The organism is Streptomyces sp. WY228 (assembly GCF_019287315.1).
In the GTDB taxonomy this organism is placed as follows: domain Bacteria; phylum Actinomycetota; class Actinomycetes; order Streptomycetales; family Streptomycetaceae; genus Streptomyces; species Streptomyces caviscabies.
In genome coordinates this window covers 451,307-467,775 of record NZ_CP079114.1, presented here as the reverse complement: position 1 = coordinate 467,775, position 16,469 = coordinate 451,307, and the positions used below count along the sequence as shown (strand labels likewise).

Here is a 16,469-nt window from a genome sequence, read left to right as displayed (position 1 = left end):
CTCACTTCCGCATGACCGCGGGCTCGTGCCGCCTCAGCAGTTTCGCGACCACGTATCCGAAGACGACCGAGAGGACGACCAGCATGCCCATGTTGAGCAGCCAGACCCCGGCCGAGTGCCCGAACAGCGGATCGGAGGTCAGGTCGCCCGGCACGATCCGCGCCAGATCGATCGTGCCGGCCATCGCGCCGAGCGCCCACCGCGAAGGCACCAGCCAGGACAGCTGCTCCACGCCGGGGACGCCGTGCAGTTTGAGCAGCGCACCGCAGAAGACGACCTGGACGATGGCGAGGAGGACGAGCAACGGCATCGTCACCTCCTCCTTGCGCACCAGCGCGGAGACCAGCAGGCCGAGCATCATCGCGGTGAAGGACAACAGGGCCACGGCCAGGGTGATCTCCACGAGCGGTGGCAGGAACACCCCTTCGCCGCCCGGAGCACCGAGATCGACGCCCACCAGACCCACCAGCGTCAGCACCACGGCCTGGAGGACGGTGATGGTGCCGAGCACCACGATCTTCGACATCAGATACGCGGATCTGGAGAGCCCGACGGCCCGTTCCCGCTGGTAGATCACCCGTTCCTTGACCAACTCCCGTACGGCGTTGGCCGCTCCGGTCAGCACACCGCCCACGCACAGGATCAGCAGCGCGTTCATCGCCGTCTCCTGGGTGAGCCGGCTGCCCGCCAGCGCGCGGGCCATGGCGCCCATGACGAAGGGCAGCGCGATCATGATGATCAGGAACGTCCGGTCCGCGCTCAGCGCGGAGGCGTACCGGCGTACGAGCGTATGCAGTTGGGCACCCCAGTTACGGGTCTTCGGCGGCGGCGCGACCAGTGCTCCGGGCGCGGCCGGCGGAAGGTGGGGCTGGGCCGTGGCGTTGACGATGTACTGCCGGTGGAAGGGCGAGTCCGCGTAGGTGGCCGCCCAGTCGCGGTCGCGGTCGTTCTCGAAGGCCTCGAACGCCTCCGGCCACTCTTCGAATCCGAAGAAGGCGAGGGCGTCCTCCGGCGGGCCGTAGTAGGCGATGCGGCCGCCGGGCGCGAGCACGAGCAGCCGGTCGCAGACCTCCAGGCTCAGCACGCTGTGCGTGACGACGATGACGGTGCGTCCGTCGTCGGCCAGCCCGCGCAGCATGTGCATCACCGAGCGGTCCATACCGGGGTCGAGCCCCGACGTCGGCTCGTCCAGGAAGAGCAGCGAGGGCTTCGTCAGCAGCTCCAGGGCCACGCTCACGCGCTTGCGCTGGCCGCCGGAGAGCGAGTGGATCGGCTGGTCGGCGCGCTGTTCCAGGCCGAGTTCCTGGATCACCTCGGCGACCCGCGCCTGCCGCTCTGCCTTCGCGGTGTCCTGCGGGAAGCGGAGCTCGGCGGCGTAACCGAGGGCCTTACGCACGGTCAGCTGGGAGTGCAGGATGTCGTCCTGCGGGACGAGGCCGATGCGCTGGCGCAGCTCGGCGAAGTCGCGGTAGAGGTCACGGCCGTCGTAGAGCACCGTGCCGCTGTCGGCCGGGCGCAGCCCGGTGAGCGCGTTGAGCAGCGTGGACTTGCCCGCACCGCTGGGCCCCACCACGCCGAGCAGGCACTTCTCGCCGACGGGGAAGGAGACCCGGTCCAGCAGCGTCTTGCCGTCCTTGCCGGACCGGCCGACCGTCACCTCCAGGTCCTGGACGTCCAGTGACACCTCACCGGTGTCCACGAACTCCTGGAGGGAGTCGCCGACCAGGCAGAAGGCCGAGTGGCCGATACCGACGATGTCACCGGGGCCGACGGGGCCCCGGGCGACCGGCTGACCGTTGAGGAAGGTGCCGTTGTGGCTGCCGAGGTCGACGATCTCGTAGCCGCCGTCGGCCAGTGTGCGCAGTTCGGCGTGGTGGCGCGAGACCACCAGATCGTCGATGACGAGATCGTTGGAGGCGTCGCGGCCGATCCGCACGGTCTTCGCGGGCAGCGGCCGCACCGTCGTCGGCTGCCGGAACGTGCCGGTCGCCGCGGGCATCGACACGGCCGACGGCCGGTCCGCGGAGGGGGCGGCGACGGAGGGCGCCGGGGGTTCGCGGCCCAGCAGCACGGCGCGCGGTCCGTCGCTCGGATTGCCGAAGCGGATCTCGCTGCCCGCGCCGACGTCCGAGGCGTGGATGCGCCGCCCGCCGGTGTACGTGCCGTTGGTGCTGTCCTCGTCCTCGATGGTCCAGTGACCGGCCTCGGGATGGAGGATCGCGTGGTGCCAGGAGACCCGGTTGTCGTCGATGACGATGTCACTCTCGGGGTCGCGCCCGACATGGTAGTCCCGGCTCGGACTCATCACCGTGGAGCCCAGATCGGTCTCCACCACGAGTTCGGGCGCAGTCGGCGTCGCGGGCCGCTCTCCCATGTCCTGAATTCTACCGAGACGTCACGATCGGCGCCCGCCGCCGGCGGCGGACTCGTGGGTCAGCGCTCCACGGTCGCCAGGATGACCTTCCCGCCGCCCACCGCCTCACGGACCCGTACCTCCCGGGCCAGCCGCTGGATCATCGGCCAGCCGAATCCGCCGGTCTGTCCGGTCAGGTCGGGTGTCCGGTCCTGCGGGTGCGCCGGGCTGGGGTCGGTGACCCGGACGTGGACGCCCCTGCGGTCGGCGGTCAGCCACAGCGCGGTGACGGCCCCCGCGTGCCGGACCGCGTTGGTGACCAGCTCCGACACGAGAAGCAGGAGGTTCTGGATCGTGTGCGAGGTGGGCGCGGGGTGCAGCCGGGCGACGAAGGCGCTGACCGCGTCCCGTGCGTCGGCGGCCTTCTCCGGCCGGCAGACGAAATCGGTACGGGTCTCGCCGTCCGGTGAAAACGTCATCAGAATACGGTCGTTCATGGCGTCCACCCCGTCGCGTGAGATTTCTGGCTGAAGTTCGGGTACCCCCGCGACGGCATTTCATGGAAATCGGCCGAAGAAAACGCGCGGGGTCCGGCGAAACGGCTCAGCGTCCTTCCGCGAGCCGGTCCCGCTGCACGCGGCGCGCCAGCGTGCGGCGCATCTGCGCCGACCCGGCGACGGGCGTGCGCACGGGCACGTCGAGTCCCCGGCTGATCACGTCGTACGCGCTCCGATGGCTGCCGGGCAGCTCCGTCCGGCGCTCCGTCAGGTCCTGCTCGACGAGCCGCCGCAGCGCGTCGACGTTGCGTGGCGTGAAGGGCTTGCGGCCCCGGCCGAGGGCGTCGGTCAGGCGGGTGCAGCGGGCGTCGTCGAGGAGGGTCTCGGAGATCTCCTCCGCCAGGCCCCACAGTCGTCCTTCGAGCCAGGGCGGGTCGTGCTGGTCGAGGGCGACGCCCGGCGGCACGGACTTCCCCGGCCGCTCCTTCGCCACCTGCTTGGACACGGCGGGCTGACTCATCCCGCTGAGCCGGGCGATGGTCTCCTGGGTCCAGCCGAGGCCGGCGAACAGCGTGATCATCTCGCTGCGCAGCCGCCGCATCTCCTCGCCGGCGCGGATGACCTCGTTCATATCGGCGAACAGGGCGCCGGCCTGTTCCTCGGTCAGGAACGCGGAGCGATGGCGCGACTCTTCCTCGTCTGTCATGGCTCGGTTATACCTCGAACGGAACGAGAGTCATAACCTGGTTGTACAACCAGGTTATGTCGTGCAGTGTGTTCGTCATGACCGCCTTTCACGCACCGGCCGTATTTCACGCACCCGATGGAACCCGACTCGCCCATCGCACGGCCGGGGACGGCGAACCGCTGATCTGTCTGCCGGGCGGTCCGACCGACGCCGGGTACCTCGGCGACCTCGGAGGGCTGGCCGGGCACCGCCGGCTGATCCTCCTCGACCCGCGCGGCACCGGCCGTTCCGCACGTCCGGAGGAGATCGCCTCCTACCGCTGCGACCGCCAGGTGGGCGACGTCGAGGCGCTGCGCGTCCATCTCGGCCTCGACCGGACGGACATCCTGGCGCACTCCGGCGGCGCGAACCTCGCGGTACGGTACGCCGCCCGCCATCCGCGACGCGTCGGCAGGCTCGTCCTGGTCGGCCCCGGCCTGCGGGCGCTGGGGGTGCCGGTCGACGGCGGGATGCGGCGTGCGCTCGCGCTGCGCCGGGCCGGTGAGCCGTGGTTCCCGGCCGCCTTCGCCGCGCTGGAGGCGATCATGGCGGGGGTCGGCGGTGACTGGGAGGCGGTCGCTCCCTTCTTCTGCGGCCGCTGGGACGCCGAGGCCCGGCGGCACCATGCGGCGGGGCGGCCGGACAATGCCGAGGCCGTCGCCGGGTTCGCGGCCGACGGCGCCTTCGATCCGGCGGCCACGCGGGCGGCGCTCGCCGGATTCGGGAGTCCGGTGCTCCTGCTCGCCGGGGAGTTCGACCTCAACAGCCCGCCTGCGGCGGTGGCGTCGGGCGCGGAGCTGTTCCCGCGGGGGGCGTGCGTCGTGCAGCCCGGCGCGGGGCATTACCCGTGGATCGACGACGCCGACCGGTTCGTGGCGACCGTCGCGTCGTTCCTCGGCTGACCTTCGGCGCCGTTGCCCCGGTCGGGGGCCCGATGTTTTCTATCGTTGAAAATTCTCCGTGCACGACCGTTGTGCAGTGTTTGGTGTTGTGGCTCAATGTTCGACTATGTGCAGTGCCTCACAGGTTCGAGGCACCCCCGGCTCTTCGACGAGGACGACGCCTTGAGACGACAACACCCGCGCCCCCGTGCCCTGTTCAGGGCCCTGACCTGCGCTGCGGCGCTGCTCATACCGGTCGGTGCCACCCTGGTCCCGACGGCGGCCGCCGCACCCGCCGTACCGGCCGGAGCCACCGCGAACACCTTCACGGCCGACGACCCGGTCACCGATGTCCACGGGCTGAAGGGCGAGTACTTCAGCATGTCCGCCCCGGGCGCCCGTGACTTCGCGGAGCTCGGCGCGACGACCCTGGACCCCGACATCAACTTCCCCGGCCTCACCGGGACGTTCGAGTCGGCGACCGGCAGGACCGAGCACACGACGGCCCGGTGGACCGGGCAGCTCGAAGCCCCCGAGACCGGCGACTACACCTTCTCCGCCATCGGTGACAACGGCTTCCGCCTCTACCTCGACGGCAACGTTGTCATCGACCACTGGGAGCCGGACTGGGACAAGGAGCAGCACAGCGCTCCGATCGCCCTGAAGGCGGGCGAGAAGCACGACTTCAAGCTGGAGATGTTCCAGGACACCGGCGGCGCGAGCATGTTCCTGCGCTGGCAGAGCGACACGCTCGAGAAGCAGCTCGTGCCCGAGTCCGCGTTCACCCCGCCCGCCGACTTCGAGGTCTACCCGGTCGGCCTGAGCGTCGCGAAGAACGGCACCCGCCTCCAGGCCACCTTCCGCGACCGGGTCGCGGACTGGCGGAAGGTGAAGGAGCACCTCACGATCGAGGTCGACACCTCGCCGATGCCGGTGAAGTCGGTGAACCGGGCCTCGGACAACCCGAAGGCGCTGATCATCGATCTCGCCGCGCCGGTCCAGAAGGACCAGCGGGTCAAGGTCGGCTACGACGGTCAGGGCGGCCTGAAGTCGGGGTCCGAGACCGTTCCGGAGATCGGCCGCACCGCCAAGAACCTCTCCACGCACCGCCTCACCACCACCTGGGGCGACAAGCTGGACAAGAACCACCCGCTGCCCGAGTACCCCCGGCCGCAGCAGGTCCGCGACCAGTGGAAGAACCTCAACGGCCCCTGGGAGTTCGCCGGGGCCACCGAGGGCGAGCAGCCGGTCTTCGGCAAGAAGCTCGACGAGAAGATCATCGTGCCGTTCCCCGTCGAGTCCCAGCTCTCCGGCCTGGAGCGCGACGAGGACCACATGTTCTACCGCAAGCTCGTCACCGTGCCGAAGAACTGGTCGGTCGGCAAGATCGGCAAGGGCGCGTCCGGCAAGAACAAGCGGCTGAAGCTCAACTTCGACGCGGTCGACTATCAGTCCACCGTCTGGGTCAACGGCACCAAGGTCGCCGAACACACCGGCGGCTACACCGGGTTCAGCGCCGACATCACCGACGCGCTCAAGGGCAGCGGCCCGCAGGAGATCGTCGTCGCCGTCACCGACAAGACCGGTCCGAACCAGCCCAAGGGCAAGCAGTCCACCAACCCCGGCGGCATCGTCTACACCCCGACCTCCGGTATCTGGCAGACCGTGTGGATGGAGCCGGTCGCCCCCGCCGCCATCGACTCCCTGACCACCACCCCGGACATCGACACCGGCCGCCTCGCGGTCACCGTCAACTCCGCGACGGCCTCCGCCGACGCCCGGATCACCGCCGTCGCCCGCGACCGCAAGGGCAAGGTCGTCGGCACGGTCACCGGCCCGGCCAACCGCAAGCTCAGCCTGTCGGTCAAGAACCAGCACCTCTGGTCGCCCGACGACCCCTACCTGTACGACCTCGACGTCTCGCTCGCCGACGGCCGCTCCAAGGACAGCGTCGAGAGCTACTTCGGGATGCGCCAGCTGAAGATCGACAAGGTCGGCGGCTACCAGAAGCTCGTCCTCAACGGGAAGCCGTTCTTCTCCCTCGCCATGCTCGACCAGGGCTTCTGGCCCGACGGGCTGTACACCCAGCCCAGCGACGCGGCCCTCACCTTCGACCTGAAGGCCCAGAAGGACCTCGGCTTCAACGCCGTACGCAAGCACATCAAGGTGGAGTCGCCGCGCTGGTACTACCACGCCGACCGGCTCGGGCTGCTGGTGTGGCAGGACTTCGTCAACGCCGACATCGACAGCGACGCCGGCAAGAACGCCTTCCTCACCCAGGGCAAGGAGTTGATGAAGCAGTTCCACAACTACCCCTCGATCAGCGGCTGGATCGTCTTCAACGAGGGCTGGGGCGAGTGGGACCGCACCGAGACCGGCAAGATCGCCGAGGACGTCAAGGCGCTGGACCCGTCCCGTGTGGTCAACGCGCACAGCGGGGTCAACTGCTGTGCGTCCAAGGGTGATTCCGGCAAGGGCGAGATCATCGACCACCACGACTACGTGAACAACGACCCGGCCTTCCCGGACGACCGGCGCGCCGCGATGGACGGCGAGCACGGCGGCTTCACGCTCCGCACCCCCGGGCACATGTGGCCGGGCGCCCCCGCCAACATCTACTCCGGCGTCGCGGACAAGGCCGCTCTCACCGCCAAGTACGTCGACAACACCCGTACGTACTATCTCGCCGCGGCCGGCGCCGAACTGTCCGGCTCTGTCTACACCCAGGTCAGCGACCTGGAGAACGAGCTCAACGGGCTCTGGACGTACGACCGTCGAGACATCAAGGTCGACCCGAAGAAGGTCCGGGAGATCAACCGTCAGGTGATCGCCGCCGGGGCCGACGCCGGTGAGCGCGACGAGCTGAAGGGCGGCGGCTCCTGGTCGCTCGACGAGAACAAGGGCGCCACCGCCCGCGACAGCGGCCCGAACAAGGCGCACCTCGCCCTGGAGGGCGGCACGACCTGGGCTCCGGGCGTCACGGGCTCGGCGCTGAAGTTCGACGGCGACGGGCAGTACGCGCAGAGCACCGGCCCGGTCCTGGACACCACGAAGGACTACACGGTCTCCGCGTGGGCCTCGCTGGACGCCGTACCGGGCAACTACGCCACCGTCGTCAGCCAGGACGGCCGGCGCACCGAGAACCCCTTCTATCTCCAGTACGGACAGGGCGCGTTCGCCTTCTCTACCCCGGGCGGCAAGCGCGCCCGCCTGGAGATCGTCCCGGAGACCGGCAGGTGGTACCACCTGGTCGGCGTCCGCAAGGGTGACGCGATCACGCTGTACGTCGACGGGAAGGCCGCCGCCACCACCGAGGCCGGACCGGCCGATGTGAGCACCGGCCCGCTCTCCGTCGGCCGGGCCCAGTACGACGGCGCCAAGGTCGACTTCTGGAAGGGCTCCGTCGATCAGGTCGCGGTGTACGACAAGGCCCTGACCGCCGAGGAGGTGTCCGCGCTGAACGGCCGTCAGCAGCCGTAACCCGCACGGACACAGGACGCGGGGTCCCCTCCCGGCTCGCCCCGGAATCGCGGGCGTGCCGGGAGGGCGGCGGACCCGCCACAGGCGTGAATGGTTCTCCAACCGGCGGACCATTCACGCCTGTTGCCGTCATTCCCGAGGTGTACAGGAGGTGGGGCCCCGGGAGGGATCCGCAGACGTGCACAGATCCGACAAGATCCTCCTGTCCGAACATGCGACCGGAAGGATCGATATCGTGCGCAGACGACGTCTCGCGCCCCTGGTGGCCGTGAGTCTGACGGCGGCGCTGGCCCCGGCGCTCGCCGCCTCGCCGGCCACCGCGGCCCCGGCTGCCGCCCCCTCGGCCGGGACCCCCTCGGCCGTCTCCCCGCCCGCCGCCAAGAGCGCGCTCGACCGCTACGCGAAGCAGAAGCCCGACTGGAAGCGGTGCGAGGCCGACTCCCCGGCCGCGTACCAGTGCGCCACCGTCAAGGTTCCGCTGGACTACCGGAAGCCCGGAGGCAAGCGGATCGACCTGGCGATATCCCGGATCAGGACCGCCGAGCCCGGCAAGCGGCGTGGCATCCTGCTCTCCAACCCCGGCGGCCCCGGCGGCGAGGGGCTGTGGATGCCGATGATGATGAAGGAGGAGCTGCCCGCGTCCGTGCTCAAGAGCTACGACCTGGTCGGCTTCGACCCGCGCGGTGTCGGCCGCTCCAGCCCGGTCTCCTGCAACCTCACGCCGGAGCAGGAGAACTGGCTGCGGCCCTACAAGGCGGAGACGTACGCCAAGGACGTCGCCTGGGCGCGCACGGTGGCGGACAAGTGCCGCAAGAAGATGGGCGACCGGCTCCCGCACATCACGACCCGCAACACCGCGCGCGACCTGGACCTGGTGCGGGCGATCCTCGGCGAGAAGAAGATTTCCTACTTCGGCTACTCCTACGGCACCTATCTGGGGGCCGTCTACGCCCAGCTCTTCCCGTCCCGGGCCGACCGGTTCGTGCTGGACAGCGCGGTCGACCCGCAGCGCGCCTGGCGCGGGATGATCCAGTGGTGGGCCGAGGGCGCGGAACCCGCGTTCGACCGGTGGACCGAGTGGGCCGCCGCCCGCTCGAAGACGTACGGCCTCGGCGACACCCCGAAGAAGGTCGACCGGACCTTCTGGAATCTCGTCGCGCAGGCCGACGAGGATCCGATCGAGGTGGACGGACAGCCCACCACCGGCGACGAGATCCGCGACGGGATGCGCGCGCTGGCCTTCACCCCGAAGTACGCCTCCGAGGCGGTCGTGGAGCTGAAGAAGGCCGCGGCGGGCAAGCCGGCCTCCGCGAAGAGGCCGGCCCCGATCACCGAGGGCGGCGGGGCCGGGGCGCCCGAGTGGGCCGGGAAGGCCGCGCTCGCCGCCGAGACCCCGGCCGACAACGGGACGGCCGGCTTCTGGGCCGTGGTGTGCGGTGACAACTCGGCCGCGTGGTCGCGCGATCCGGAGACCTACCGGCGTGACGCCATCGAGGACAAGGGCCGCTACCCGCTCTACGGGGACTTCGCGTCCAGCATCAAGCCCTGCGCCTTCTGGGGGAAGTCCGCCGAGCCGGTGACCGTGGTCAAGAACAAGGTCGGCTCCCTCGTCGTCCAGAACGAGTGGGACTCGCAGACCCCGCTGCCCAGCGGCCAGGCCCTGCACGCCCAGCTGAAGGGCTCGAAGATGGTCACGGTCCTCGGCGGCGAGGGCCACGGCGTCTACCCGAGCGGCAACGCCTGCACGGACGGTGCGGTCAACCGGTACCTGGCCACCGGCAAGCTGCCCGCGAAGGATGTGACCTGCAGAGCGACCACCGAGTCGAACGCGCGGGCACGCCAGAACCAGAAGCCGGACGTGCTCCCCGGGTCCCCGGTCCCGGAGCGCGCCCCGAACCGCTTCTGATCCGCTGAGCCCGGCCGTGCGGCTCCGGTAAAAGGGGCCCGGCGGCGACGGAGGGAAGGTCCTCCGCCGCTGCCGGGCCCCTGCCCGTGTCCGCGGTCAGATCACGGCGCCCATGGGGCGTCCACCGCCCAGGTGGTGTCCTCGGTGAACAGCGCCGGACTGTCGAAGGGCTGCCCGCCGCCCGGAGTGGCGAGCCACACCTCGGAGTCGATGTGGCGCAGATAGCTGCCGGGCAGATTGGCGCTGGTGAACCTCACCCCGCCGTTCCCCGCGACCGCGCACCACGTCGCATCCGCCTTGAACAGCGCGGAGTTGTCGTTGGCGTCGCGGCGCACCCGGAACTCCCGGTGGCGCAGGAACTCACCGGGGTAGTTCCGTGACTCGAAGGAGTAGCAGTTGCCGTTGGCGAGCCCGGGGACGATCTTCCAGGTGGCGTCCGCCTTGAGCACGGCCGAACTCCCGCTGTCCACCACCTCGGTGAAGGCCAGCCCGTCGTAGTGGCGCAGGTGCTTGGTGGTGTGCCCGGGGGTGGTGACCCGCAGCGACTTGTTCTGGCCGGTGGGCAGGTCGACCGGGGGAGCGGGGTTCCGGGACGCGTGGATGAGGGCCTCGTTGGCGGCCTTCACCCGGGCGGTGTCGACCTTCACGACCTGGCGGTCGTACGTCAGCAGCCCGTTCGCCTCGTTCTCGACGTCGGTGATCTCCGTGTAGACCGACGCGGAGAGCCCGGCGGGCAGTTGGCCGATCCGGATGGCGTCGAGGAGGCCGACGAACCGGTTGTTGAGCGCGGCGATGCTCGGCTGGTCCTCGTAGCTGAAGCCGCCGCCCGGATACCACTCGTGGCCGGGGACCTTGTAGCCCAGCCCGCCGAACTCGCCCAGCACGGCCGCCCGGGTGGCGCTGGGCGCGGTGTTGCCGGGGCCGACGTAGATGTGGTTGTCCACCACGTCGCCGTTGCCGCCGTCGACCGAGCCGCAGCAGTTGACCCCGCTCATGTTGTTCACGAGACGCGAGGGGTCCTGGGCCTTGACCTCGTCGGCGATCCTGGCCTGGTCGTACTGCCCCCAGCCCTCGTTCTGGTTCACCCACATCACCACCGAGGGCGAACTGCGGTGCTGGTCGATGATGCTGCGGTACTCCGCCTCCCACTGGGTGCGCGCCGGCCCGTCCGGCACCTTGCCGGTGTCCATCGACGGCATGTCCTGCCACACCAGCAGACCCAGCTTGTCCGCCCAGTAGAACCACCGCTGCGGCTCCACCTTGATGTGCTTGCGGACCATGTTGAACCCGAGGTCCTTGTGCGCCTGGAGGTCGTACTTCAGCGCCTCGTCGCTCGGCGCGGTGTAGATGCCGTCCGGCCAGTAGCCCTGGTCCAGGGTGCCCGTCTGGAACACGAACTCCCCGTTGAGGACCGGCCGCAGGATGTTGTCCACCTTGGCGATCCCGATCGACCGCATGCCCGTGTAGCTGCCCACGGTGTCCGTGACGGCCGAGCCGTCGAGGAGGTCCGCCTTCACGTCGTACAGGAACGGGTCCTCGGGGCTCCACAGCCGGGGGTTCGGTACGGGCACGGAGATCTCGCCGCTCACCGCGCCGGTCGCCGTGCCCACGACCGTACCGCCGGCGGAGACGGTGATCCGGGCGCTCCGGCCCGCCGCGCCCGCCGTCTGCACCTTCACCCGCAGGGTGTTGTTCCCCAGGTCCGGCGTCATGTCGAGGCGGGTGATGTGCGCGGACGCCACCGGCTCCAGCCAGACCGTCTGCCAGATGCCGGAGGCCGCGGTGTAGAAGATCCCGCCGCCCGGATGCGGCTTCACATCGTTGATGCGCTGTTTGCCGACGGCCTGGCCGCCGGTCTGGCTCGGGTCGTAGACGGAGACCACGACCGTGTTCGTCCCGCCGTTGAGCTGCGGCGTGATGTCGTACGCGAACGAGTCGAAGCCGCCCTTGTGCGCCCCGACCTCGGTGCCGTTGACCCAGACCGTGGTCTGCCAGTCGGAGGCCCCGAAGTGCAGTTTCACCCGGCGGCCGTCCCAGTTCGCGGGGACGGTGAAGGTCCGCTTGTACCAGAGCTTGTCGTTCTCGGTGATCCGGCGCTGGATGCCGGAGAGCGCGGACTCGGCGACGAACGGGACCCGGATCTGCTCCGGGAACGTCGCGGGCTGTCCGGCGTCACGGCCGGTGACCGCGAAGTCCCAGATGCCGTTGAGGTTCGTCCAGTCCGGGCGGGTCAGCTGCGGGCGCGGGTACTCCGGCAGCGGCTTGTCCACCGGGACGTCATTCGTCCACGGCGTCGTCATGGGCGCGGGCTTCGGCTCCCAGGCGGCGGGCGCGGCGGCCGCCGGAGACATTCCGGTTCCCACGAGGGCGGTGGCCACCAGGGCGAGCAGGCCGGTGGCGGCCGTTAATCTCCGCCACCGGGTGCGGCGGCGGGGTGCGGGTGCTGGTCGCATGGACATCCCTTTCTACGGTCGTACGGGGCTGGAAGGGGGTACATCTCGGAGGGGAGGGCTCAGAGCAGCCGCCACAGATGGTCGGCCGTCCCGTTGTCGTCGTACTGCACGACATGCGCGCTGTCGGCCGTGGACATCCCGTCCACGCCGAGCACCTTGTCCGAGTTCCGGTTGCGGATCCGGTACCAGCCGTCCCCGTCCGGGACGAGCTGCCACAGGTGGTCGGCGGTGTCGTTGTCGTCGAACTGCACGACATGCGCGCTGTTCTCGGTCGACATCAGGTCGACCCCCAGCACCTTGCCGGAGTGCTGGTTGCGGATCCGGTACCAGCCGTCGCCGTTGGCCACCAGCCGCCAGAGGTGGTCCGCCGTGCCCGTGTCGCCGAACTGCACCACGTGCGCGCTGTTCGCGGTCGACATGCCGTCCACGCCGAGCACCTTGCCGGAGTTCCGGTTCGCGATCCGGTACCAGCGGTCCGCCAGCCAGGGTTCGCCGTCGGGGGCGGCCGTCGGGAACGACGTGATGCGCAGCCGGGCCGCGCCCATCGGCACGAGCGTGACCTCCTCGACCGGCTCCGTCGAACGCGCCGGGCTCGGCCGGAGCGGCGCCACCACGTGCTCGTCGTCCGCCGACCACTCGGGGATGCGGCGAGCCCGGGCGGTCAGGGTGAGCGGGGTGCCGTCCAGCGTGAACGGATTGTCGCCGGGGGCCCGGCTCGTGGAGCGGTGGCGCAGGGACGCGGCGGGGCGGGCGGGGTCCAGGACGAGCCCGTAGTTCCAGGGGCTCGTGGCGTGGACCGCGTATTCCGGGAACGTGTCGCTGCCGCCGATCCGCTCGTACTCCTCCCCGATCCGCAGCGAGTACGTGTGCGGCCCGTGGTCCACGCTGACGGAGTCGTGGTTCTCCGCCCAGGTGCGTACGGTGGTGCGCTGCGGCAGCCGCAGGGTGACCCGGTCGCCGCTGGACCAGGTCCGCTCGATCCGGGTGAAGGCCGGCCCGGCGGGCGCGGCGACCCGCTGCCCGTTGACCCGGATCTCCGGGTCGGCGCACCAGGCCGGGACGCGCAGGACGAGCGGGAAGGCCAGCGGCTTCGGCGCGGTCAGGGTGAGCTCGACCGTGTCCGTGAAGGGGTAGCCGGTCTCCTCGGTGAACGTCACCTCCGTGCCGTCCGCGACCTTCGCGCTCACCTCGCTCGGCGCGTACATCGCCGCTGCCAGCCCGCCGTCCGGAGTGGCGAGCCACAGCTCCTCGGTGAAGTACGGCCAGCCCATGCCGTAGTTGTGCGGGCAGCAGCGGTACTGGTCCACGCCCGGCAGATACGCCAGCATCGCGAACGGGTTCTGGAACTGGCGGTCCCGCTTGGGCGCGTCGTCCAGGTCCACGCTGTTGGCGCAGGTGATGTAGTGCACCGCCTTGCCCGACGGATCGAGCGAGGCCGGCAGCGAGTTGAACGCCAGCTCCTCGCAGCGGTCCGCCCACAGCGGGTCCCCGGTGATCCGGGTGAGCAGCTGGTGGCTCGCCATGAACTCGACGATGCCGCAGGTCTCGAAGCCCTGGCGGGGGTCGCCGTGCCCGGGCCGGGCGTTCTCGTCCCCGGCGAAGCCGCCGCCGGGGAACTGGCCGTAGGCGTCCATCGCCTTGGCGTACGTGCCGTAGGTGTTACGGGTGTCGGTGGCCGAGCCGCTGCGCAGCGCGAACTGGGCCGGCTCGCGGAAGCCCTGGGCGATGTTGACGTTGTGCGGGTTGACCAGGTTGTCGCCCCAGTCGGCCCCGTACCGGTGGATCTTGTCGACGAGGTCCAGGAGAAAGGCGTCGCCGGTCCGGTTGTAGAGCCACATGACACTGTCCAGGCCGTCGCCCCAGCGCAGCGCGATCCAGCTGGTGTCGAAGGCCCCCGGGCCCTGGGCGTTCATGTAGCGGAAGAAGCGGCTCAGGAACGGGATGATCCGGGTGTCGCCGCTGTACTCCTGCCAGGAGCGCAGGGCCTGGATCAGCGGGAGGAACGGCCAGAAGTCGGGCCCACCGTTCAGCGAGGTGCGCAGCGCCTTCGGGCCGAAGAAGCCGTCGCTCTGCCCGGTGGCGAGGATCGCGTCCATCCAGCGGCGGGTGGTGGCCAGCGCGCTCGCGTCACTGGTGACGATCGCGAGATCGGCGTATCCGCGCAGCCAGTACGGGACTTCCTCCCAGCCGCCCTTGTCCGGGCGTACCCAGCCGGTCGCCGTGAAGTCCAGGAAGTGCGAGAACTCCTCGTACCGGCCGCACAGCCCTTCCAGCTGGAGCTTGAGCTGCCCGGCCAGCCAGCCGCGCGCCGTCACCCTGCCCGGGGGCAGCTTCAGGAACGCGGTGGGGTGGAGCGGCGCGGCGTTGGGGGAGTAGTGGCCGCCCCGGGCGGCCGGGATCCGGTGGCGGTCGGGCGTCGCGGCGGTCGCCCACCGGCTCGTCGCGCCGGTCGCGACGGCCGTGGCCACCGCGGTGGTGATGAGCTGCCTGCGGTTCAGGGGCATCGGTGCGGCTCCTGCTCTCGGCCGCGGCCGCCTGTGCCGCGGCCGGGCTCGGTGGGGGTGGTGGCGCGCGGGCGAGGATGTGACGGGACCTGCCCGGCCGGGGGAGCGATGGGGCCGGCGGTCGGGCGGTCGGGCGCATGCCGAAGGTCGCCGTCGCGCGGTCGGTCCGGCGTGCGGCAGCCCTTCTTGCAACGTTGGAAATGTGGCGTCCGGCGGTATGACAGCACGGTGCCGGGCGGCTGTCCAGAGGTCGCGCAGGACCCGTTGCCGTAGGGCAGGCCGATTGCCGCACACCGGCCCCGGTGCTCGGCCGACACATTTTGGAAACGCATCGACAACGCTCTTGCCGCCCGTGCCGCACCGCCTATATAACGTTGTAAACCGAGCCGCCGACAGGCCGAGCAGGCTCTCACGACCGCTGTTCCCGCAGTACGGAGCAGGGGTGTGAGGAATGCAGCGGCATCGGCCGCAGAGCAGCCGATGCCTCGTCCCGCACGCCCGACCGCACGCCGATCAGCGTGCCGTCAACCCGCCAAGGAGCGTTCCGCGCATGATGATCCAGCGTCGATCCCGTACCCTCGCCGTGGCCTGTGTCCTCGCCGTCACCACGCTGGCCGCCGCCGGCTGCGCCAAGTCGGAGACCTCCAACAACGCGGGCGGCGACAGCAGTCAGGGCGCGCAGGAGGCCAAGACCCCCGATTCCTCGTCCGGTGCGGGCTGCAAGCTGGAGACCTACGGCGCGCCCAAGCTGGACCTGAAGGACGCCGTGGTCGGCTTCTCCCAGTCGGAGAAGGAGGCCAACCCCTTCCGGATCGCCGAGACCCAGTCCATCAAGGACGAGGCGAAGAAGATCGGCGTCAAGAAGCTCCTCACCACCAACGCCCAGTCCCAGCTGTCCAAGCAGATCAGCGACATCCAGGACATGCTGTCCCAGGGCGCCCAGTTCCTCATCGTCGCCCCGCTCAACTCCGACGGCCTGGAGCCCGCGTTGAAGGCGGCCGCCGCCAAGAAGGTGCCCGTCCTCACCATCGACCGCAAGGTCAACTCCACCGCCTGCAAGGACTACGTGGCCTTCCTCGGCTCCGACTTCGTCGAGCAGGGCAAGCGCGCCGCCGACGCGATGATCAAGGTCACCGGCGGCAAGGGCAAGGTCGCCATCCTGCTCGGCGCGTCCGGCAACAACGTCACCACCGACCGCACCAAGGGCTTCGTTGACCAGGTCAAGGCCGAGGCCCCCGGCCTGGAGATCGTCGCCCAGCAGACCGGCGAGTTCGCCCGCGACAAGGGCCAGCAGGTCATGGAGCAGCTCATCCAGTCCAAGCCCGACATCACCGCCGTCTACGCCGAGAACGACGAGATGGGCCTCGGCGCGGTCACCGCGCTGAAGGCGGCCGGCAAGAAGCCCGGCAAGGACGTCAAGATCGTCTCGGTCGACGGCACCCGCAACGCCGTCCAGGCCCTGGTCAACGGCGAGTACAACGCCGTCATCGAGTCCAACCCGCGCTTCGGCCCGCTCGCCTTCGCCACCGCGCAGAAGTTCTACGCCGGTGAGGAGATCCCGGAGAACGTGATCATCACCGACCGCGAGTACGACGAGGCCAACGCCAAGGATTCGCTCGGCGGAGCGTACTGACCCCACCGGCCGGCCGGCCGCCGCGACCCCCGGAC

9 protein-coding genes are annotated in these 16,469 nt (G+C 70.3%); 4 read left to right on the top strand and 5 right to left on the bottom strand.

Annotation, left to right across the window (positions count from 1 at the left end):
- Position 1: 1 nt before the first annotated feature.
- From KV381_RS01960 to KV381_RS01950, 3 genes are all read right to left on the bottom strand, one after another.
- Positions 2 to 2,374 (bottom strand): FHA domain-containing protein, encoded by a 2,373-nt coding sequence (locus KV381_RS01960; protein ID WP_218784333.1) that lies wholly within the window; start codon positions 2,372 to 2,374, stop codon positions 2 to 4.
- Positions 2,375 to 2,433: 59 nt separating this feature from the next.
- Positions 2,434 to 2,850 carry an ATP-binding protein gene (locus KV381_RS01955; protein WP_030082358.1) on the bottom strand — a complete coding sequence of 139 codons (417 nt, stop codon included), beginning with the start codon at positions 2,848 to 2,850 and terminating at the stop codon, positions 2,434 to 2,436.
- Positions 2,851 to 2,956: 106 nt separating this feature from the next.
- Positions 2,957 to 3,556: a hypothetical protein gene (locus KV381_RS01950; protein ID WP_030082360.1), complete on the bottom strand. Its 600-nt coding sequence runs from the start codon at positions 3,554 to 3,556 to the stop codon at positions 2,957 to 2,959.
- A gap of 77 nt (positions 3,557 to 3,633) precedes the next feature.
- On the opposite strand from KV381_RS01950, the gene KV381_RS01945 reads away from it, so the two are divergent.
- From KV381_RS01945 to KV381_RS01935, 3 genes are all read left to right on the top strand, one after another.
- The gene (locus tag KV381_RS01945; protein WP_086779235.1) at positions 3,634 to 4,479 is read left to right on the top strand and encodes an alpha/beta fold hydrolase; all 846 of its coding nucleotides are present in this window, start codon (positions 3,634 to 3,636) and stop codon (positions 4,477 to 4,479) included.
- A gap of 96 nt (positions 4,480 to 4,575) precedes the next feature.
- Positions 4,576 to 7,938, top strand: coding sequence for a LamG-like jellyroll fold domain-containing protein (locus tag KV381_RS01940; RefSeq protein ID WP_218784332.1), 3,363 nt, complete (start codon positions 4,576 to 4,578; stop codon positions 7,936 to 7,938).
- A 235-nt stretch (positions 7,939 to 8,173) separates the two neighbouring features.
- The gene (locus tag KV381_RS01935) at positions 8,174 to 9,844 is read left to right on the top strand and encodes an alpha/beta hydrolase (RefSeq protein ID WP_030630195.1); all 1,671 of its coding nucleotides are present in this window, start codon (positions 8,174 to 8,176) and stop codon (positions 9,842 to 9,844) included.
- Positions 9,845 to 9,945: 101 nt separating this feature from the next.
- Here KV381_RS01935 and KV381_RS01930 read toward each other — a convergent pair whose 3' ends face one another.
- Both KV381_RS01930 and KV381_RS01925 read right to left on the bottom strand, forming a co-directional pair.
- A complete protein-coding gene (locus KV381_RS01930) occupies positions 9,946 to 12,297 on the bottom strand; it encodes a glycoside hydrolase family 2 (protein WP_030630197.1) in 2,352 nt (783 codons plus the stop codon).
- A gap of 59 nt (positions 12,298 to 12,356) precedes the next feature.
- Positions 12,357 to 14,801, bottom strand: coding sequence for an RICIN domain-containing protein (locus tag KV381_RS01925; RefSeq protein WP_218784331.1), 2,445 nt, complete (start codon positions 14,799 to 14,801; stop codon positions 12,357 to 12,359).
- A 550-nt stretch (positions 14,802 to 15,351) separates the two neighbouring features.
- On the opposite strand from KV381_RS01925, the gene KV381_RS01920 reads away from it, so the two are divergent.
- Positions 15,352 to 16,434: an ABC transporter substrate-binding protein gene (locus KV381_RS01920; protein WP_030082372.1), complete on the top strand. Its 1,083-nt coding sequence runs from the start codon at positions 15,352 to 15,354 to the stop codon at positions 16,432 to 16,434.
- The last annotated feature ends 35 nt before the right edge of the window (positions 16,435 to 16,469 follow it).

Bases quoted from the DNA above. Each gene is read 5' to 3' on its own strand.
- KV381_RS01960 (WP_218784333.1), bottom strand. From the start codon at position 2,374: ATGGGAGAGCGGCCCGCGACGCCGACTGCGCCCGAACTCGTGGTGGAG.
- KV381_RS01940 (WP_218784332.1), top strand. From the start codon at position 4,576: ATGTTCGACTATGTGCAGTGCCTCACAGGTTCGAGGCACCCCCGGCTC.
- KV381_RS01950 (WP_030082360.1), bottom strand. From the start codon at position 3,556: ATGACAGACGAGGAAGAGTCGCGCCATCGCTCCGCGTTCCTGACCGAG.
- KV381_RS01955 (WP_030082358.1), bottom strand. From the start codon at position 2,850: ATGAACGACCGTATTCTGATGACGTTTTCACCGGACGGCGAGACCCGT.
- KV381_RS01925 (WP_218784331.1), bottom strand. From the start codon at position 14,801: ATGCCCCTGAACCGCAGGCAGCTCATCACCACCGCGGTGGCCACGGCC.
- KV381_RS01945 (WP_086779235.1), top strand. From the start codon at position 3,634: ATGACCGCCTTTCACGCACCGGCCGTATTTCACGCACCCGATGGAACC.
- KV381_RS01930 (WP_030630197.1), bottom strand. From the start codon at position 12,297: ATGCGACCAGCACCCGCACCCCGCCGCCGCACCCGGTGGCGGAGATTA.
- KV381_RS01920 (WP_030082372.1), top strand. From the start codon at position 15,352: ATGATGATCCAGCGTCGATCCCGTACCCTCGCCGTGGCCTGTGTCCTC.